Annotated in this window: 13 protein-coding genes; 4 read left to right on the plus strand and 9 right to left on the minus strand. The window is 63.3% G+C overall.

Translation table 11 applies throughout. The features are described 5' to 3' along the window. Positions 1–505 precede the first annotated feature (505 nt). Positions 506–1,906 carry an aspartate kinase gene (locus FHP91_RS07890; RefSeq protein ID WP_144309059.1) on the plus strand — a complete coding sequence of 467 codons (1,401 nt, stop codon included), beginning with the start codon at positions 506–508 and terminating at the stop codon, positions 1,904–1,906. 74 nt (positions 1,907–1,980) lie between these two features. On the opposite strand, the gene FHP91_RS07895 is transcribed toward FHP91_RS07890, so the two are convergent. Then, entirely contained in the window at positions 1,981–3,717 is a 1,737-nt protein-coding gene (locus tag FHP91_RS07895) for a bifunctional protein-serine/threonine kinase/phosphatase (RefSeq protein WP_144309060.1), read from the minus strand. Positions 3,718–3,773: 56 nt separating this feature from the next. Continuing rightward, entirely contained in the window at positions 3,774–4,586 is an 813-nt protein-coding gene (locus tag FHP91_RS07900; protein WP_144309061.1) for a formate/nitrite transporter family protein, read from the minus strand. A gap of 474 nt (positions 4,587–5,060) precedes the next feature. Here FHP91_RS07900 and cynS point away from each other — a divergent pair, with 474 nt between their 5' ends. Further along, positions 5,061–5,504, plus strand: a complete 444-nt coding sequence (cynS, locus tag FHP91_RS07905; RefSeq protein WP_144175499.1) for a cyanase — start codon at positions 5,061–5,063, stop codon at positions 5,502–5,504. Positions 5,505–5,594: 90 nt separating this feature from the next. On the opposite strand, the gene glmS is transcribed toward cynS, so the two are convergent. Together glmS and glmU are read right to left on the minus strand one after the other, a co-directional pair. Beyond that, on the minus strand, positions 5,595–7,424 hold the full coding sequence (glmS, locus tag FHP91_RS07910; protein WP_144309062.1) for a glutamine--fructose-6-phosphate transaminase (isomerizing): 1,830 nt from the start codon (positions 7,422–7,424) through the stop codon (positions 5,595–5,597). 44 nt (positions 7,425–7,468) lie between these two features. After that, positions 7,469–8,830 (minus strand): bifunctional UDP-N-acetylglucosamine diphosphorylase/glucosamine-1-phosphate N-acetyltransferase GlmU, encoded by a 1,362-nt coding sequence (glmU, locus tag FHP91_RS07915; protein WP_144309063.1) that lies wholly within the window; start codon positions 8,828–8,830, stop codon positions 7,469–7,471. A 196-nt stretch (positions 8,831–9,026) separates the two neighbouring features. On the opposite strand from glmU, the gene FHP91_RS07920 reads away from it, so the two are divergent. Beyond that, positions 9,027–10,439 (plus strand): bifunctional enoyl-CoA hydratase/phosphate acetyltransferase, encoded by a 1,413-nt coding sequence (locus FHP91_RS07920; RefSeq protein ID WP_144309064.1) that lies wholly within the window; start codon positions 9,027–9,029, stop codon positions 10,437–10,439. After that, positions 10,436–11,629 (plus strand): acetate/propionate family kinase, encoded by a 1,194-nt coding sequence (locus tag FHP91_RS07925; RefSeq protein ID WP_144309065.1) that lies wholly within the window; start codon positions 10,436–10,438, stop codon positions 11,627–11,629. Before FHP91_RS07920 ends, FHP91_RS07925 begins: the two co-directional genes overlap by 4 nt. Before the next feature lie 196 nt (positions 11,630–11,825). Here the strand turns inward: FHP91_RS07925 and FHP91_RS07930 are convergent, their stop codons facing one another. The 5 genes from FHP91_RS07930 to FHP91_RS07950 form a co-directional block, all read right to left on the minus strand. Continuing rightward, on the minus strand, positions 11,826–13,292 hold the full coding sequence (locus FHP91_RS07930; RefSeq protein WP_144309066.1) for a glutamate synthase subunit beta: 1,467 nt from the start codon (positions 13,290–13,292) through the stop codon (positions 11,826–11,828). A 1-nt stretch (position 13,293) separates the two neighbouring features. Then, the gene (locus FHP91_RS07935; RefSeq protein WP_144309067.1) at positions 13,294–17,964 is read right to left on the minus strand and encodes a glutamate synthase-related protein; all 4,671 of its coding nucleotides are present in this window, start codon (positions 17,962–17,964) and stop codon (positions 13,294–13,296) included. A 222-nt stretch (positions 17,965–18,186) separates the two neighbouring features. Then, a complete protein-coding gene (locus FHP91_RS07940) occupies positions 18,187–19,308 on the minus strand; it encodes a deoxyguanosinetriphosphate triphosphohydrolase (RefSeq protein ID WP_144309068.1) in 1,122 nt (373 codons plus the stop codon). Then, on the minus strand, positions 19,305–20,393 hold the full coding sequence (aroB, locus tag FHP91_RS07945) for a 3-dehydroquinate synthase (RefSeq protein ID WP_144309069.1): 1,089 nt from the start codon (positions 20,391–20,393) through the stop codon (positions 19,305–19,307). The genes FHP91_RS07940 and aroB overlap by 4 nt, the downstream gene beginning before the upstream one ends. Continuing rightward, positions 20,381–20,947: a shikimate kinase gene (locus FHP91_RS07950; RefSeq protein WP_144309070.1), complete on the minus strand. Its 567-nt coding sequence runs from the start codon at positions 20,945–20,947 to the stop codon at positions 20,381–20,383. Before FHP91_RS07950 ends, aroB begins: the two co-directional genes overlap by 13 nt. Position 20,948 lies beyond the last annotated feature (1 nt).

Below are 20,948 nucleotides of genomic sequence, written 5' to 3' on the forward strand. Positions count from 1 at the left end.
GCGGTTTGGCTGACAAAGGAAGACCTCCATCGGCCGGACGATGTCTGCATGCGGAGTGTTGGGCTTCGCCACGCTCAACCCAACCTGCGTCCGGGACGCAATGACGCGATGCCGTCACTGGCACCCACAGGCCGGGCTGATTCAAATGGCCTGCGCGCTACCGCCGACTAAGCACCACGCTCGCCCCGGTGCTGGTGATGGAGCCGAGCGTGCCGCGCCGGTGTTCGTCGCGCGAAGCGAGGAAGTGCCGTTTGTCGAGAAACAGGGCGCCAAAGAAAACGCCGATGACGATATGACAGAAATGTAATATCGCCGGGCCGTTTTCTCCGGCGATGTCTCGCGCTGTGGGCGATGCTCAGGCTGCTGTCGTGCCGGGTCGACACAGCAACACATCCGCTTGCCACGCAATCACGAAAAGCGCCACGCAATCCATTAAACTACGGGGTTTCGCTCAATCCCTCTTTCGGAACGGGGGATTTACGTCATGCAAAGCTCGGGGGCACCCATGATCTCGGTTGAAAAAATCGGCGGCACGTCGATGTCGGCTTTTGGCGATGTGCTGCGGCACATCATGCTGTACGACAAGGCGCGCATTAACGGCCGCATTTATGTGGTGTCGGCCTATTCAGGCGTGACCAACCAGTTGCTCGAGCACAAGAAGACGGGCGAGCCCGGCATTTACGCACTGTTCGCCAATGGCGAGGATTACCACGAAGCGCTCAATGGCCTGGCGGTGAGTCTGAAGCAGCTGAACGCGGGCTACGCCGACATTGGCCTGCCGCTGGATGTGGCCGATGCCTTCGTCGATACGCGCATCAGCGAGGCCAAGCGTTATCTGGAGGCCATGCACCATGTGCTGGCCAGCGGCTACCTCAATCGCAGCGACGTGCTGCTGGCGGCACGCGAGGTGCTGGCCTCGATTGGCGAATCGCACAGCGCCTTCAACGCGGTCGAGATGCTCAAAACCTACGGCGTGAACGCCATCCTGCTTGACCTGGCCGGCTTCGACGACGACGAGCCGCTGAGCATCGACGAGCGCATTCGCAACAGCTTCAAGGGGCTGGACCTGGCCAATAACGTGGTGGTGGCCACCGGTTACACCAAGGGCGTCGAAGGCATCATGCGCGAGTTCGACCGCGGTTACTCCGAGGTGACTTTCAGCAAGATTGCGGTCGAAGTGCGCCCCGCCGAAGCGGTGATCCACAAGGAGTTCCACCTGTCCTCCGCCGACCCCAACATCGTCGGCCTGGAAAACGCAGTCATCGTCGGTGCCACCAACTACGACGTGGCGGACCAGCTGGCCGACGTGGGCATGGAGGCCATCCACCCCAAGGCCGCCAAGCCGATGGAACGCGCGGGCATCCCCATTCGCCTGAAAAACACGTTTGAACCCGAGCACCCGGGCACGCTGATCACCAAAGATTACGTGGGCGAACGCGCCCGCGTGGAGATCGTGACCGGCAGCGACAAGGTGACACTGGTCGAGATTCACGACCCGAGCATGGTCGGCACGGTGGGCTTCGATCTGGGCATCATGGAGATCTTCCGCCGCCACAAGGCGTCGTACATCCTCAAGGCCACCAACGCCAACTCCATCGCCCACCTGCTGTGGGACCGCGCCGTGACTCGCGCCCTGATCGACGAGCTCGAGGCCAACTACCAGGTGGTCACGGTCAAGCCCAGCGCGGTGGTGTGCACCATCGGCTCGAACATCAGCATCCCCGGCGTGCTGGCCCGCGCGGCGCAGGCGCTGGCCGATGCACAGGTCAATGTGAACTGCGTATCGCAAACCCTGCGGCAGGTGAACATGCAGTTCATCATCGAGCGCGAAGACTACAAAAAGGCAATCATCGCCCTCAACCATTCGCTGTGCGTCAATTCGGGCACGCCGGTGCCGGTGGCCTGAAACAACACTCGGTAAAAAGCGCAGAGGCGGCCCGCGGGTCGCCTCTTTTTTTGCCGCGATTGCGCGAGCACCGCCTACTGCAAAACGGCGTGAGTGCTCAACAAAATCAGCACGCAAATGGCCAGCACGAAGGACAGCCCCTGCCAGAAGCGCAACGGATTGCGTTCGATCAGCGGCGGCGGGCGCTCATTGAGCAGGCTGCGATTGGGATGCCGGAGGTCGTAGGTGAATTCCGACAGCTCCTGATAGCGCTTGTCGGGGTTGGGATGCACCGCCTTGGCGAGCGCAGCGTCGACCCAGGCGGGGATCTCGCGATCCTCGTCGAGCACACTGTCGTAGCGCAGTTTTTTCTGCGCCGCGCGGCTGCGGGTCTTGGCCACTTCGGCGCCATAGGGCAGCCGCCCGGACAGCATCTGATAGGTGATGACGCCCAGCGAAAACAGGTCGGAACACGGCCGGCCAGCCTCGCCCAGAAAATACTCGGGTGCAGTGTATTGCGCGGTGCCGAGAATCGGCGGCGGCAGGTTATCGGTCTCGGCTTCGGCCAGGCCGGCCACGCGGGTGGCGCCGAAGTCGATGATTTTCACCGTGCCGGCGGTGTCGATCATGATGTTGTTGGGCCGCAAGTCCTGATGCAGCATCTCGAGCCGGTGGAAGGCGAGCAGGCCTTTGGCAATCTGCTCGACGATGCCGCGCACGGTTTCGAGCGAGGGCGCCGGGTTGTCGCGCATCCACTGCGCCAGGGTCTGACCGTCGATGTATTCGGTGGCCACATAGAGAAAATGGCGCTTGCGGGTTTGCGTGCTCGGCTTGAGCACATGCGCGCTGTTGATGCGCCGCGCGATCCACTCCTCGAGCATGAAGCGTTCGAGATAGGCGGGATCGCCACGCATGTCGACCGACGGCGTCTTAAGCACTTGCAGCGCGCCACTGTCGATGTCTTCCGCCAAATAGATATGGCTGCGACTGCTGCCGTGCAGCGCGCGAATGACCCGGTAGCCTTCGAACACCTGCCGGGGTTCGAGCACCGGCGCTGGCGGCAGCTCGGCCCATTGTGAATAAATCGCGCTGGCGTCGCCTTGCGCCAGGCTGTCGACACGCAGGATCTGGATCGTCAGATTGTCATCACTGCCCTGCGCATAGGCTTCCTGCGCAATGCTTTGCGCCGCCGCACCGAGATCGTCGGGCGAGCGAGTGATGGTGTCGATGATGAAAGGCGCCGCGGCAAATTCATACACGCCATCGGTGGCCAGCACAAAACAGTCGCCCACTGCCAACGGCACGGCCTGGTAATCGATGTCGAGCTGATCGCTGATGCCGAGCGCGCGCGCCAGATAGCTGGTGTCTTCGGACACCACGAGCCGGTGATCTTTGGTCAGTTGCTCGAGGGCGCCGTCGCGCAGCCGGTAGATGCGGCTGTCGCCGACATGAAAAATGTGCGCGGTGGCCGCCTTGATGACCAGCGCGCTGAAGGTGCACACATAGCCGCGATCGCGGTCGTAGCGATGCTCGCTGTGGCGGGTTTGCGAATACAACCAAGCGTTGCTTGCGGTGATGACACGCTGCGCCGCCGTCTTGACCGACCACGCCTCCGAGGTGCAGTAGTAGTCATCCAGAAAACTCTTGACCGCCGACGCGCTGGCAATATGGCTGACCGCGCTGCTGCTGATGCCGTCGGCCAGCGCAATGGCAATGCCCTTGGCGCTGAGCTGCGGCTCGTCCGGCATGCACAGGCCATGAAAGTCCTGATTGCTTTCCTTGCGGCCCTTGTCGGAATACTGGCCGGTGGCGACGGTAAGTTGAGATGGCATTGTCAGGATGAAAGCGCCTCGCCCCACGCGGGGCAAGGCGCTCGCATCGAGGCAGATCAGGCGGCGTTGCGCTTGGGCGCGGTACGCACGTGGGTCGAGTAGAGCGTGAGGCCAACGAAGGCCAGGCCGCCCACCAGGTTACCGATCACGGTCGGGATCTCGTTCCAGACCAGGTAGTCATAGATCGAGAAGTTGCCGCCCAGCATCAGGCCCGACGGGAACAGGAACATGTTCACGATGGAGTGCTCGAAGCCCATGTAGAAGAACAGCATGATCGGCATCCACATCGCGATCACCTTGCCCGACACATTGGTCGACACCATCGCGCCCACCACCCCGGTCGACACCATCCAGTTGCACAGCACACCGCGGATGAACAGCGTCAGCATGCCGGCGGCGCCGTGCTCGGCGTAACCCACCGTCCGGCCTTCGCCGATGTGGCCGATCTTCTGCCCGACGACATTGGGATCGACGCTGAAGCCGTAGGTAAAGATGATCGCCATCATCACGGCAACGGTCAGCGCGCCGGCAAAGTTGCCAATGAAGACCAGCCCCCAGTTGCGCAGCACGCCATTGAGCGTGACGCCCGGCCGCTTGTCGATCAGCGCCAGCGGGCACAGGGTAAAGACGCCTGTCAGCAGATCAAAGCCCAGCAAATACAGGATGCAGAAACCGACCGGAAACAGCACGGCACCGGCCAGCGCCGAGCCGGTCTGCACGGTGATGGTGACCGCAAAGGCGGCGGCGAGCGCAAGAATGGCACCGGCCATGTAAGCGCGAACGAGGGTGTCGCGGGTGGACATGAAGATTTTCGCTTCGCCCGCATCCACCATTTTGGTGACGAACTCTGTGGGTGCTATGTAGGACATGTGATTTCCCCGTAGGTAAGTAATGAATCGCGCTGGCAAGAGAGCACCCGTCTCCTGCCCCGCTCTGCGGCAGGGTCAAGGATGTCTTGTCCGTGATCGCGTCGGTGCCGCCTGCTGGATGCGCGGCGCTTCAAGCAGGCTGCGCACCGACTTGGCACCGATAAAGCATGTCTCATGCCAGCGGCGCCAAAGCCATGAAGCAACTCGGTTTCGCCCCCTTCGGCATCACCACTCGCCGCACTCATCGCCCCCAATTGGGGCGCGCGGGTCACCGCTTCGCCTTGTCTCAGTGCGGCGGCGCAACAAAACGCCCCCGTCCGGCCCTGCGCCCACCGCGCCAGAACGTGGTCGCCACGGGGCATCCCGGCGCAAGCGCAGCGCCGAAGCCTGACTCGGCACGCATGCTGCTTTACGCAACAAGGGAAGGAGGCTTGCCTCCGACACCGACACCACCCAGCACACAAGGAGCACCCCGTGAATCGACTCGAAGTCACCGAAATGATCGTCGCCGCCAAGATCCAGAAAGGCATCAGATGGACGGATGTCGCCAAGGAAATCGGCCTGTCCAAGGAATGGGTCACCGCCGGCTGTCTGGGCCAAATGGCGTTTGACGCGAACCAGGCCAGCATCATCGGCAAGGTCTTCGATCTGCCGGCCGAGGCAGTCGCCCTGCTGCAGGCGGCGCCCTACAAGGGCTCGCTGCCCACCGCCGTCCCAGCCGACCCGCTGATCTACCGCTTCTACGAGCTGATCAACGTCTACGGCTCAACCTTCAAGGCGCTGATCCACGAAGAGTTCGGCGATGGCATCATGTCGGCCATCGACTTCAACATGAATGTCTCGCGCGAGCCCAACCCGGCCGGCGACCGGGTGAACATCGTCATGTCGGGCAAGTTCCTCCCCTACAAGACGTACTGACGCGCCATTGGCGGCGCCCCAAAACAGGATCGCCCGACACGAGGTGTCGGGCGATCCTGTTTTCAGCGCACGTACTGCACTCCGATACGCTTACTCTACCGTCACACTCTTGGCCAGGTTGCGCGGCTTGTCCACGTCGGTGCCTTTGACCAGCGCGGCATGGTAGGACAGCAGCTGCAGCGGGATCACATGCAGCACCGGGGAGAGCATGCCGTAGTGCTCTGGCATGTGCAGAATGTGCACGCCTTCGGATTCTTCGATGGCGCTGCCGGCGTCGGCGAACACATACAACTCGCCGCCGCGGGCGCGCACTTCCTGCAGGTTGGACTTGAGCTTCTCGAGCAGCTCGTCGGCCGGGGCAACGGCGATGACGGGCATGTCCTTGTCCACCAGCGCCAGCGGGCCGTGCTTGAGTTCGCCGGCGGCGTAGGACTCGGCGTGGATGTAGGAGATTTCCTTGAGCTTGAGCGCGCCTTCCATGGCGATGGGCCAGTGGCGGCCACGGCCGAGGAACAGGGCGTGCTGCTTGCTGGCGAAGCGCTGGGCCCATTGTTCGATCTGTGGTTCAAGTTCAAGCACTTTGCCGACGGCAACCGGCAGGTGGCGCAGGGCGGTGAGGTAGCGGGCTTCGTCTTCGTCGCTCAGGCGGCCATTGAGCTTGGCCAGCGACAAGGTGAGCATGGCCAGCGCGGCGAGCTGGGTGGTGAAGGCCTTGGTGGAGGCGACACCGATTTCGGGGCCTGCGCGGGTGATGAAGCGCAGCGCGGTTTCGCGCACGATGGCCGACTCGGGCACGTTGCAGATCGCCAGCGTCTTGCCCATGCCGAGGCTCTTGGCATGCTTGAGCGCGGCGAGGGTGTCGGCGGTTTCGCCGGACTGGGAGATGACGACGACCAGGGTGTCGGCGTCGGGCACCGATTCGCGGTAGCGGTATTCGCTGGCGATTTCAACCACACACGGAATGCCGGCGATGGATTCAAGCCAGTAGCGGGCGACCAGACCGGCATGGAAGCTGGTGCCGCAGGCGATGATGAGCACGCGGCGCGTGGCGCCGAGAATTTCACCGGCGTGGGCGCCGAACACCTGCGGCGAAATGGTGTTGCCACCAGCGATCATCTCAAGCGTGTTGCCCAGGGCCTGCGGCTGCTCGAAGATCTCTTTTTGCATGTAGTGGCGATAGGTGCCCAACTCGACCGCATCGGCCGACAGCGAGGACAGATGCACCGGCCGTTCGACCACGGTGCCGTCGGGGCGCACGATGCGATAGCTGCCCAGCTTGAGTTCGGCCACATCGCCGTCTTCGAGATAGACCACCTTGCGCGTGACCTGCAGCAGCGCGGAGGTGTCGGAGGCAGCGTACATGCCGTCATCGCCCACGCCCAGCAGCAGCGGCGAGCCACGCCGTGCCACCACCAGACGGAAGGGGTCGGACTCGGTCACCACGCCGATGGCGTAGGCGCCTTCGAGTTCGTTGGTAGCGAGGCGGACGGCTTCGGTCAGATCCAGCCCGGCGCTGAGTTTGTGGTTGATGAGGTGCGCAATGGCTTCGGTGTCGGTCTCGGAGGTGAAGACATAGCCCTTGGCGGTCAGATCGGTCTTGATGCGCTCGAAGTTCTCGATGATGCCGTTGTGCACCACCGCCAGGCCGCCCGACACATGCGGGTGGGCGTTGCGCTCTGAGGGCTCGCCATGGGTGGCCCAGCGGGTGTGGGCGATGCCGATGTTGGCGCTCAGGTGGCGGCTGTCGGCAATGGCGGCCAGTTCGGCCACACGGCCGGCCGAGCGGGCGCGGACCAGGTCGCCTTCATGCAACACGGCGAGGCCGGCGGAGTCATAACCCCGGTACTCAAGCTTGCGCAGCCCTTCGAGCAGCACGGGAACGACATTCTGGGTCGAGATAGCGGTGACGATGCCACACATGGTGTTCTCTCCTGAGGCCGACCCCGAGAGCCGGCAGGGACGCTTTATTTGGGTTTTTTGATCGGGCGTTTCCAGCCCGGGATTGTGATCTGTTTGGCCCGCGAAACGGTGAGCTGGTCGGCCGGCGCATCTTTGCTGAGCGTGGTGCCGGCACCGAGCGTGGCGCCTCTGCCGACGCGCACCGGCGCGACCAGCTGCGTGTCGGAGCCGATGAACACATCGTCTTCGATGATGGTGCGGAATTTGTTGGCGCCGTCGTAGTTGCAGGTGATGGTGCCGGCGCCCACGTTGACCCGCTGGCCGATGTCGGCATCGCCCACATAGGCGAGGTGGTTGGCCTTCGAGTGATTGTCGATGCGGCTGTTTTTGACTTCAACGAAATTGCCCAGATGCACATCTTCGCCCAGCTCGGTGCCCGGGCGGGTGCGCGCATAGGGGCCGATCACGCAGGCCGGGCCCATCACGGTGTCTTCAATATGCGAATACGGGTGGATTCGGGTGCCGGCGCCGATGCGCGCGTTGCGAATGACGCAATTGGCGCCGATCTGCACGCCTTCGCCGAGGGTCACGTTGCCTTCAAACACGCAGTTCACGTCGATGCGCACATCGCGCTCGCAGGTGAGCTCGCCGCGCACGTCGATGCGCGCCGGGTCGGCCAGGGTCACACCGGCGTCGAGCAGGCGCTCGGCGCAGGACTGCTGATAGCTGCGCTCGAGTTCGGCCAGCTGGCGGCGATTGTTGACGCCGAGGGTTTCGACCACAGTATCGGGCTGGGTGGCGACCACCGGCACACCGGCCGCGACGGCCATGGCGATGATATCGGTCAGGTAGTACTCGCCCTGGGCGTTGTCATTGCCCAGGCGGCCCAGCCAATCGCGCAGCAGCGCGGCGGGGGCGGCGAGAATACCGGTATTGACCTCCCGCACGGCGCGCTCGGCCTCGGTGGCGTCCTTGTGTTCGACAATACGCTGCACCTGCCCATCAGCGCCACGAACGATACGGCCGTAGCCGGTCGGGTCGTCGAGTTCGACGGTCAGCAAGCCGAGGCAGTCGCCTTCGGTGGCGTCGAGCAGGCGGCGCAAGGTGGCCTCGCCGATGAGTGGCACATCGCCATAAAGCACCAGCGCGAGCTGCGCGTCGTCGAGATGCGGCAAGGCCTGCTGTACGGCGTGTCCGGTGCCCAGCTGGGGGCTCTGGAGTGCCCAGGCCAGATCAGGCGCGGCCAGCGCCTCACGCACCGTCTCGCCGCCATGACCGTAAACCACGCAAATCTTGCTCGCACCCAGAGTACGCGCGGTGCCCAGCACATGCGCCAGCATCGGCCGGCCGGCGAGCGGCTGCAACACCTTTGGCAGCGCGGAACGCATCCGGGTGCCCTGTCCGGCAGCGAGGACCACAACTTGCATGACAACTCCATTTTTACGGGATTTGCGGCGGATTCTAGCATGTGCCACATGGCAGTTCCGTGAGCAGTTCCGCGCCAAGATACAACAAGACATGTATCGTATATTGCAACGCACCAAATATTGACCAGCATCTAACTTTTGAAATACCCCGAAGACTAGAATGCGATTTGCTGCAACGCATAAAGGAAAAACAAACATGCAACGGGCCGTCCATCAGTACATCGAGAATCGCACCTTTGACGAGATCGCCATCGGCGATCAAGCGCGCCTCATCCGCACGCTCAAGCCCAACGATATTCACCTGTTCGCCGCCATGTCCGGCGACGTCAACCCCACCCATGTGGACCCGGAATTCGCGCGCTCCAGTCAGTTCCGCGAAGTGGTCGGTCACAGCATGTGGGGCAGTACGCTGTTTTCCACCATCCTGGGCACCGAGTTTCCCGGCCCCGGCACGGTGTACATCACCCAATCGCTGAAGTTCTGGCGCCCGGTCGGCATCGCCGACACGCTGGAAGTCACGGTGACCTGCCGAGAAAAGTTTGCCCACAACTCGCACATCATCTTCGACTGCGTGGCCATCAACCAGGATGGACTGAAGGTCATCGACGGCACGGCCGAAGTCGCCGCCCCGACCGAAAAGATCAAGCGTCCGCGCATCAGCTTGCCGGAAGTCACCATCTCCGACAAAGAGCTGCGCTACCAGCACCTGCTGTCGCTGACCACCGGCCTGGCCCCCGTGCCGACGGCAGTGGTCCACCCCTGCGACGCGGCATCGCTGGGCGGCCCGCTGCAGGCGGCTGACGAAGGGCTGATCATCCCCATCCTGATCGGCCCGGAGGCCAAGATTCGCGCCGTCGCCGAAGAAGAAGGCTTCGACCTGACCGGCATTCGCATCGTCGACGTCCCGCACAGCCATGCGGCGGCCGAAACCGGCGTTGCCATGGCGCGCAAGGGCGACGTCGAAGTGCTGATGAAAGGCTCGCTGCACACCGACGAGCTGATGAGCGCGGTCGTGAACCGCGCCCACGGCTTGCGCACCGCGCGCCGCATCAGCCATGTGTTCATCGCCGAAGTGCCGACCTATCCGCACCCGCTGCTGATCACCGACGCGGCCATCAACATCGAGCCGACGCTGGAAGAGAAGGTCGACATCGTCCAGAACGCCATCGAGCTGGCGCAGATCATGGGCATCATCGAGCCCAAGGTCGCCATCCTGTCGGCGGTCGAAACGGTCACCTCCAAGCTGCGCTCGACCATCGACGCGGCCGCGCTGTGCAAAATGGCCGATCGCGGCCAGATCAAGGGCGGCATCCTTGACGGCCCGCTGGCTTTTGACAATGCCATCTCACTGGTCGCCGCCAAAACCAAGGGCATCGTCTCGGCGGTGGCCGGTAACGCCGACATCCTGTTGGTGCCCGATCTCGAGTCGGGCAACATGATGGCCAAGCAGCTCGAATATTTTGCCGACGCCGTCCTGGCCGGCGTGGTGGTCGGCACCAAGGTCCCCATCGTCCTCACCAGCCGCGCCGACACCGCCGAGGCGCGCGCCGCCTCCTGCGCCATCGCGCAACTGATGGCCCACCACCGTCGCGGGGTCATCGTCCAATGAAGGCGCTCTGGGTTCTCAATGCCGGTTCGTCGAGCCTGAAGTTTGCGCTCTACCCGGTCGAGCCGGACCTGGCCGACGCGCCCGCCCTCGCCGGGCAGATCGAAGGCATTGGCACACACCCGCGCCTGCACGCACGCGCCGCCACCGGCGAGCGCTTCGAATCCAGCGTGCCGCACCCGGCCGGCAACGATCAGGACAGCCACCACCAGGGCGCGCTGGATTTTCTACTCGACTGGATGAAGACGCACACCCCGCGTCTTGACCTGATCGGCGTGGGCCACCGGGTCGTGCATGGCGGCGCCGCCCACAGCGCCCCCATTCAGCTCGACGCCGCCTTGCTGACCGAGCTGGCCGCGTTCGAACCGCTCGCACCGCTGCACCAACCACACAACTTGCGCGCCATTCGCGCCGTGGGTCGAATCATGCCGCAACTGCCGCAAGTGGCCTGCTTCGACACCGCCTTCCATCGCACACAACCCGCCCTCGCGCAGCGCTTCGCAATCCCGCGCGCCTTGCACGACGAGGGCGTTCGCCGGTATGGCTTTCATGGGCTGTCGTATGAGTACATCAGCCGGCAGCTGTCGGCGGTCATCGGCCCCGAGCGCGCGCATGGCGCGGTGATCGTCGCCCATCTGGGCAACGGCGCCAGCATGTGCGCCATGCGCGACGGCAAGAGCGTGGGCTCCAGCATGGGCTTCACCGCCATCGACGGCTTGATGATGGGCACCCGCAGTGGCAGCATCGACCCGGGCGTGCTCCTGTATCTGATGGATCAGAAAGGGCTCGACTCATCCGCCTTGACGCGCTTGCTGTACAAGGAATCCGGCCTGCTGGGCGTATCCGGCATCAGCGCCGACATGCGCGACCTGCTCGCCTCGCCGGTACCCGAAGCGCGCGAAGCGATTGACCTGTTCTGCTACCGCGCCGCACGCGAACTGGGCTCACTGGCCGCGGCGGCCGGGGGTTGTGACGCCGTCGTGTTCACAGGCGGCATTGGCGAACACGCCGCCGCGGTGCGCGAAGCGATCGTCGCTCACTCCGCCTGGCTCGGGTTGAATCTGGACACGGCAGCCAACGCCAAGGACGCCCGTCGCATTGATCAGGCCGACAGCCAGGTGGCGATTGCGGTCATCCCGACCAACGAGGAATGGATGATTGCCCGGCATACGCTGGATTTGATCGGCGGCTGATTCCTTGTCACGGCGATCCGTAGCCCGGATGCAGGCCAAAGGCCGGAATCCGGGATCATCGGTTGAATCGCCACCGTTCCCGGATTCCGCTACGCTGCATCCGGGCTACCCATCTACCACCCGATTCGCGCAACACGTTGTTTTAAATAGAAAAAGGCGGCCGCGGCCGCCTTTTCCATTACACACGAGATGTCGCTTAGCGCGGCAGCTCGGACGACCCCATCAGGAACGCGTCCACTTCACGGGCACACTGGCGACCTTCGCGAATTGCCCAGACCACCAGCGACTGACCGCGACGCACGTCGCCGGCCGCAAACACCTTGGCGACGTTGGTGGCGTAGCACCCCTCACCGTCCGTGGTGGCCTTGGCGTTGCCGCGCGGATCCTTGTCGACACCAAAGGCGCCAAGCAGTGATCCAACCGGATTGGTAAAGCCCATGGCGAACAGCACCAGATCGGCCGGGTAGGTTTCTTCGCTGCCCGCCACGCTGAGCATCTTGCCGTCCTTCCACTCCAGACGCGCGGTGCGCAGTGCCTTGACCTGCCCGTTTTCGCCGACGAACTCCTGGGTGGAGATGGCGAATTCGCGGCGGGTGTCGCCTTCCTTGTGCGAGGACGAGGTGCGCAGCTTGAGCGGCCAGTACGGCCAGGTCAGCGCCTTATCTTCCTGCTCGGGCGGCTGCGGCATGACTTCGAATTGCGTGACCGAAGCCGCGCCGTGGCGATAGCTGGTGCCGACGCAGTCGGAACCGGTGTCGCCACCGCCAATCACCACCACATGCTTGCCCTTGGCACTGATCGGGTTGGCGCCGTCGCCAGCGACTTCCTTGTTCTGCGGGATCAGGAACTCGAGCGCGAAATGCACGCCGCCAAGCTCACGACCGGGGGCCGGCAGGTCGCGCGGGACTTCGGAGCCGGCGGCCAGAATCACCGCATCGAACTCGGAGGTGAGCTGCTCGGCCGAGACCATTTCCTTGCCGTCGTTGGCCACACCCGGCACACCCGGCATGGCGCCCACACACACGCTGGTGCGGAATTCGACGCCTTCGGCCTGCATCTGTTCGATGCGCCGGTCGATGACCGACTTTTCGAGCTTGAAGTCGGGGATGCCGTAACGCAGCAGGCCGCCGACACGATCGCTCTTTTCGAACACCACCACGTCATGACCGACACGGACCAGTTGCTGGGCGGCGGCCAGACCGGCGGGGCCGGAGCCGACCACGGCAATCTTCTTGCCGGTCTTGCGCTGCGGCAGCTGCGGCTTGACCCAGCCGTTTTCCCAGGCCTTGTCGATAATCGCCCGCTCGATGGACTTGATGCCCACCGCGTCGGTGTTGATGTTCAGCGTGCACGCCGCTTCACAGGGCGCCGGACAGATGCGGCCGGTGAACTCGGGGAAGTTGTTGGTCGAGTGCAGGACACGGATGGCCTGCTCCCACTGCCCGCGATAGACCAGGTCATTCCAGTCCGGAATGATGTTGTTGACCGGGCAGCCGTTGTTGCAGAACGGAATGCCGCAGTCCATGCAGCGCGCACCCTGCACCGCCGACTCCTCATCGGAGAGGCGGGAGAGGAACTCTTTGTAGTTCTGCACCCGTGCGTCGGCCGGCGCGCTGGCCTCGGAGAGGCGGTGAAACTCGAGAAATCCGGTGGGCTTACCCATCTTATGCAGCCTCCAGTTGCTTCTTCTGCGCGGCCATTTCGGCCAGCGCGCGACGATACTCGTGCGGCATTACCTTGACGAACTTGGCGCGATAGCTCGACCAGTGTTCGAGAATCCGCTTCGCGGTGGTGCTGCCCGTGTATTGGGCATGTTTTTCGATCAGCCCCTTGAGAATGGCCTCGTCGGCCAGCCCCAGGTGACGCACATCGACGCGGCCATGCGATTCCAGGTCATCGCCTTCTTCGGTGCCCTGACGGGCGACGAACTCTTCTTCGACCGGCTCAAGCGCGACCTGCGCCATGTTGCAGCGGCCAGCAAAGCTGCCATCCTCGTCGAACACGTAGGCCACGCCACCGGACATGCCGGCGGCGAAGTTGCGACCTGTTTCGCCGAGCACCACCACCGTACCGCCCGTCATGTATTCGCAGCCGTGGTCACCCACGCCTTCGACGACGGCGGTGGCACCGGAGTTGCGCACCGCGAAGCGCTCACCGCCCACGCCGGCGAAGAAGGCTTCGCCTTCGATCGCGCCGTACAGCACGGTGTTGCCGATGATGATGTTCTCGGCGGTGTCGCCACGGAACTTGGCATCCGGACGCACGACGATACGGCCACCCGAGAGGCCTTTGCCGACGTAGTCGTTGCCTTCACCGACCAGATCCAGCGTCACGCCACGGGCCAGGAAGGCGCCGAAGCTCTGCCCGGCCGTACCGGACAGCGTGATGTGGATGGTGTCGTCCGGCAGGCCGGCATGACCGTACTTGGTCGCCACCGCGCCCGACAGCATGGCGCCGACGGTGCGGTTGAGGTTACGCACGGGCAAGTTGATCTTCACCGCTTCGCCGCGCTCCAGGGCCGGGGCCGCCTGCTTGAGCAGCTCCTGGTCCAGCGCCTTCTCCAGGCCGTGATCCTGATCTTCGGTGTGGTGACGCCCCACCGTGGCCGGCACGTCCGGACGATAGAAGATGCGGCTGTAGTCGAGACCACGCGCCTTCCAGTGACTGATGCCTTTACGCATGTCGAGCAGGTCCGAGCGGCCGATCAGGTCGTCGAACTTGCGAATGCCGAGCTGAGCCATCAGCTCACGCACTTCTTCGGCAATGAAGAAGAAGAAGTTGACCACGTGCTCGGGCTGGCCGGTAAAGCGCTTGCGCAGCTCCGGGTCTTGCGTGGCCACGCCGACCGGACAGGTGTTGAGGTGGCACTTGCGCATCATGATGCAGCCTTCGACGACCAGCGGTGCGGTCGCAAAGCCGAATTCATCGGCGCCAAGCAGCGCACCGATCACCACGTCGCGACCGGTCTTCATCTGACCGTCGACCTGCACCCGCACCCGCGAGCGCAGGCGGTTGAGCACCAAGGTTTGCTGGGTTTCGGCCAGGCCGAGTTCCCACGGCGAACCGGCATGCTTGATCGACGACAGGGGCGAAGCGCCCGTGCCGCCGTCATGACCGGCGATCACGATGTGATCGGCCTTGGCCTTGGTCACACCAGCGGCCACGGTACCGACACCGATCTCGGACACCAGCTTGACGCTGATCGACGCCTTTTTGTTGGCGTTTTTCAGGTCGTGGATCAGCTGCGCCAGATCTTCGATCGAGTAGATGTCATGGTGCGGGGGCGGCGAAATCAGGCCAACGCCCGGCACCGAGTGACGCAGGAAACCGATGTATTCCGACACCTTGTGGCCGGGCAGCTGACCGCCCTCACCGGGCTTGGCGCCCTGGGCCATCTTGATCTGGATCTGATCGGCGTTGGCCAGGTATTCCGTCGTGACACCGAAGCGGCCCGAGGCCACCTGCTTGATGGACGAACGCAGGCTATCGCCCGGCGACAGGTCGAGATCGCGCTCGATACGACCCGCACCGATCAGCTCGGAGAGCTTGGTCGGCTTGGTGACCGGCATGAAACGCTTCGGATCTTCGCCGCCTTCACCGGTGTTGGACTTGCCGCCGATGCGGTTCATCGCCACGGCGAGGGTGGTGTGCGCTTCGGTCGAAATCGAACCGAGCGACATGGCGCCGGTGGCAAAACGCTTGACGATTTCCTTGGCCGACTCGACTTCGTCGAGCGGCACCGGCGCACCTGCGACCTTGATCTCGAACAGGCCGCGCATGGTCATGTGGCGCTTGGTCTGGTCGTTGACCAGGCGAGCGTATTCCTTGAAGGTATCCGCCTTGCCGGCGCGTGTCGCGTGTTGCAGTTTGGCGATGGTGTCCGGCGTCCACATGTGCTCTTCGCCGCGCACACGGTAGGCGTAATCGCCACCCGCATCGAGCAATTCGGCCAGCACAGGGTCGTCACCGAAAGCCTTCTGGTGCAGACGCATCGTCTCTTCCATGACCTCGAACACGCCAACGCCTTCGACCTGGCTGGTGGTACCGGTGAAGTACTTGTCGAGCAGGCTCTGCTTGAGACCGACCGCTTCGAAGATCTGCGCGCCGGTGTAGGACATGTAGGTCGAGATGCCCATCTTGGACATGATCTTGCACAGACCTTTGCCGACTGCCTTGACGAAGTGAGCGATGGCCTTTTCGCCGGCCTCGGCGTCACCGGCCAGCGTCTGCAGGGTTTCGAGCGCGAGGTAGGGGTGGACCGCTTCCGCACCGTAGCCAGCGAGCACGGCAAAGTGATGGTTTTCGCGCGCGGTGCCGGTTTCGACCACCAGGCCGGCACGTGTGCGCAGGCCCTTGCTCACCAGGTGCTGGTGAATGGCGGAGGTGGCCAGCAACGCGGGAATGGCGACATTCTGGGCGTCGACATTGCGGTCGGACACCACCAGGATGTTGAAGCCCTGCTCCACCGCATCTTCGGCTTCGGCGCACAGCGAGGCGAGACGCGCCTCGACGCCGGCCTTGCCCCAGGCCACCGGGTAGCAGACGTCCAGCTCGGCCGAGCGGAACTTGTTGCCGGTGTAGCGCGCAATGTTGCGGATCTTTGCCATATCGGCAAAGTTCAGCACCGGCTGCGTCACTTCGAGGCGGTACGGGGGGTTGATCTCGTTGATTTCGAGCAGGTTGGGACGCGGGCCGATGAAGGACACCAGCGACATCACCAGTTGCTCGCGGATCGGATCGATCGGCGGGTTGGTCACCTGCGCGAAGAGCTGACGGAAGTAGTTGTAGAGCGGCTTCTCTTTGCTCGACAACACGGCCATCGGCGCGTCGTTACCCATCGAACCCGTGCCTTCTTCGCCGGCGCGGGCCATCGGCTCGAGGATGAACTTGATGTCTTCCTGCGTGAAACCAAAGGCCTGCTGGCGATCCAGCAAGCTGGCGCGGCATTCGGTCGCGACTGTCGCATCGGACTTTTCAAGGCCATCGAGCTTGATGTTGATGCGCTGGTTCCACTCGCGATACGGCTTGGCCGTGGCGAGCGACTCCTTGAGCTCCTCATCGTTGATGATGCGGCCCTGCTCCATGTCGATCAGGAACATCTTGCCGGGCTGGAGGCGCCATTTCTTGACGATCTTGCTGTCCGGAATCGGCAGCACGCCAGACTCAGACGCCATCACCACAAGGTCGTCATCCGTCACCAGATAACGCGCCGGACGCAGACCGTTACGGTCGAGCGTAGCGCCGATCTGCACGCCGTCGGTAAAGGCCACCGCGGCGGGGCCGTCCCACGGTTCCATCATGGCGGCGTGGTATTCGTAGAAGGCGCGGCGCTGCTCGCCCATCAGGGTGTGCGACTCCCAGGCCTCGGGGATCATCATCATCACCGCGTGAGCCATGGTGTAGCCGCCCATCACCAGCAGTTCGAGCGCATTGTCGAAGGCGGCGGAGTCGGACTGCCCCGGGTAGATCAGCGGCCAGATCTTTTCCAGATCCTTGCCCAACAACGGCGAGGCAACGCCTTTCTCGCGTGCGCGCATCCAGTTGTAGTTGCCGCGCAGGGTGTTGATCTCGCCGTTGTGCGCGATCATGCGGAACGGGTGCGCGAGGTTCCACTTGGGGAAGGTGTTGGTCGAAAAACGCTGGTGCACCAGCGCCAGTGCCGACACCGTGCGCGGATCGACCAGGTCGAGGTAATACTCACCCACCTGGTTGGCCAGCAGCAGGCCCTTGTAGACGATGGTGCGCGCCGACATCGACACCATGTAGAACTCTTTGGCGTGCTCGAGCTGCAGGCGCTGGATGGCGTTGGCGGCGCGACGGCGGATCACGTAGAGCTTACGCTCGAGCGCGTCGGTCACCATGATGTCCGCGCCGCGGCCGATGAAGATCTGACGGATGATCGGCTCGGTCTTGCGTACCGTCGGCGACATCGGCATGTCGGGATTGACCGGCACATCGCGCCAACCGATCACCACCTGCCCTTCGGCACGGATGGCGCGCTCGATTTCTTCTTCACAGGCCATGCGCGAGGCGTGCTCTTTGGGCATGAACACCATGCCGACGCCGTAGTCACCCACAGGCGGCAGGGTCACGCCTTGAGCGGCCATTTCCTCGCGGTAGAGCTGGTCGGGCAGCTGAAGCAGCAAGCCCGCGCCATCGCCCTGGAGTGCGTCCGCACCCACGGCGCCCCGGTGATCGAGGTTTTTAAGGATCTCGAGACCCTGAATCACGATATCGTGGCGTTTTTCACCCTTGATATGGGCAATAAAACCGACACCGCAGGCGTCATGTTCGTTGGCGGGGTCATAAAGGCCCTGCTTGTGGGGAATGCTCATACTTTTTCCTCGACACTTCGTGCCTGCCCGTCATCCGGCGTCAAACCGGTGGGGCTCGGCAACGCGATTACGGCAGGCGTCAAAAAAGCCGGTCGCTTGCGCACCGGCTCTACACGACGCACTTGGCGGCGCCGTTACGAACACACTTGGCGGACTCTCGAATATACAGCCCGATCCTCAGGCCTTCAAGTACTTTTTTGCAGTGCGCAAAAAGGGAAATGCTTAGTGAATCTCGCCAACGGCAAACAGGCGCCGGTGTTCTTTCATGGCGTAGCGATCGGTCATGCCGGCGACGTAATCGGCGATGGCGCGCGCGGCATCGGCGTCGGCCCGCCGCTGATACTGCGGCGGCAACAGGCGCGGATCGGCCAGAAAGGCACCGAACAGATCGACGATGATGCGCCGCGCTTTATCGGTCATGCGCAACACCTGATAGTGGTGATAGAGGTTCTCGCGCAGAAAAGCCTTGAGACGATTGAGGGAAGGCCGCAGGGTGTCAGAATAGGCCACCAGGCGCGGCGCGGCATGTACGTCCTCCAGCGTTTGCACCCCTGCAGAGGCAATGTTCTGCCGCGTCTGGTCGATCAGGTCTACCGCCATCAGGTTGATCATGCGACGAATGGTCTCGTGAATCAGCCGACGACCGGCGAGCCCCGGGTAACGCGCCTCGACCGCTCGCCGTTGCACTGCGAAGATTTCGACATCGTCGAGTTGCTCAAGCGTAATGAGCCCCGAGCGCAACCCGTCGTCAATGTCATGGTTGTTGTAGGCAATTTCGTCCGCGAGGTTGGCCAATTGTGCCTCGACGCTCGGCTGGGTGCCGTCGAGAAAGCGTTGACCGAGCGCGCCGAGCGCCGCGGCATTTTCCCGCGAACAATGCTTGAGAATGCCCTCGCGGGTTTCATAGGTGAGATTCAACCCGTCGAACTCGGCGTAATGCTCTTCAAGCACATCGACCGTGCGCAAGGACTGCAGGTTGTGCTCGAAGCCGCCGTAGGCCTTCATGCAGGTGTTGAGCGCCGTCTGACCGGCATGACCGAAAGGCGTGTGGCCGAGGTCATGCGCCAAGGCAATCGCCTCGGCCAGATCTTCGTTCAGCGCCAGCGCACGCGCGATGGTGCGGGTTATCTGGGCGACCTCGATGCTATGCGTCAGCCGGGTCCGGAACAGATCGCCTTCGTGATTCACGAACACCTGGGTTTTGTACTCCAAGCGCCGAAACGCGGTGGAGTGGATGATACGGTCCCGGTCCCGCTGGAACTCGCCTCGCGCGGTCGGCTGGGCCTCGGCCTGCCGACGGCCCCGTGAGTTTTCTTCGGTAATCGCGTAGCCGGCCAACATCATGCGCTCTCGCAGCAGGCGTCAATCGCCGCAGCGATATCTGCGGTGGGCACATCGGAAAAAATCTCGGCGTCGCCGATGTCGCGCAGCAACACCAGTCGAAGGCGTCCGGCCTCGACCTTCTTGTCATGCGCCATCAGCTCAAGATAACGGGCCGCACCAAGCCGCGGACCAAGCACCGGCAGGCCAGCGCGCGCAATCAGCGCGACCGTCCGCTCATATTGCTGCATCGACAGCCAGCCCTGGCGCTGCGACAAAGTCGCCGCCATCACCATGCCGGCACCAACCGCCTCGCCATGCAGCCAGACACCAAAGCCCATCCCGGCTTCGATGGCATGTCCAAACGTGTGGCCAAGATTGAGCAGGGCGCGCACACCACGCTCGGTTTCATCTTCCGACACGATCTGGGATTTGTTGGCGCAGGAACGCTCGATGGCCTCGGCCAGCGCCAAAGGATCGCGCCCGAGCAACTTGTCGATGTGACTCTCCAGCCAGTCGAAAAACGCAGGGTCGCGAATCAGACCGTACTTGATCACCTCTGCCAAGCCCGCTTTCAACTCGCGATCGGGCAATGTGTTCAACACCGCGGTATCCGCCAGCACCAACTGCGGTTGGTGAAACGCGCCAATCATGTTCTTGCCGAGCGGATGATTGATCGCCGTTTTTCCACCAACGGAGGAGTCCACCTGCGAGAGCAGAGTGGTCGGGATTTGAATGAAGGGAATGCCGCGCTGATAGGTTGCTGCCGCAAAACCGGCCATGTCACCCACCACCCCGCCGCCGAGTGCGACCAGGGTTGTGCTCCGGTCGAAGTGCCCCGCCAGCAAGGCATCAAAAATCGTATTCAGCGTCTGCCAGTTCTTGTGGGCCTCGCCGTCGGGCAAGACCACGCTATCGTAGGCAATGCCGGCCCGGGCCAGGGTCGCGGTCAGACGATCGAGGTAGAGCGGCGCCACCACATCATTGGTCACGATGGCCACGCGCGGCGTATTTACGGCAGCCGCGATCGCGTCAGCGCTATCGAGCACACCTTCGCCAATCAGAATCGGATAACTACGCTCACCCAGTGCAACCGTCAGTTTTCGCATGCAAGTTCCAGAGCCTTCTCGATCTTTCGAAGCATCGATTTTGCGCTACCACGGCCCCCGGGGACAACCACATGCGCAACGGCGCGATAAAGCGGATCCCGCTCATGATAGAGCGACTCGATCCGACCACGCGGATCTTCGACCTGCAACAGCGGTCGATTCCGGTCGTGGCGTGTGCGCTCCCAAAGCACGGCAGGCGGCACATCAAGGTAAATCACAAGGCATCGCTCACGCAGCACCTTGCGATTTTCTTCCGCAAGAACGACGCCACCGCCGGTCGCCAGAACAAGATCCTGCTCCAGCGATAGGTCTTCAATCACCTGCGACTCACGCCGACGGAAGCCCGGCTCGCCCTCGACATCAAAAATCACCGGCACCGACACCCCGGTTCGTGCGCAGATCTCATGGTCGCTATCAACAAAACGACGGTGTAAGCGCCGAGCCAGCTCGCGCCCCACCGTCGTCTTTCCTGCGCCCATCATCCCCACCAATACTATGCAGGGGGTCAAACGCGTCACCAAGGTGTCGGCCTTTGCCGCGCCAGCCGACACCATG

The sequence above is a fragment of the Denitromonas halophila genome (genome assembly GCF_007625155.1).
GTDB lineage: Bacteria > Pseudomonadota > Gammaproteobacteria > Burkholderiales > Rhodocyclaceae > Nitrogeniibacter > Nitrogeniibacter halophilus.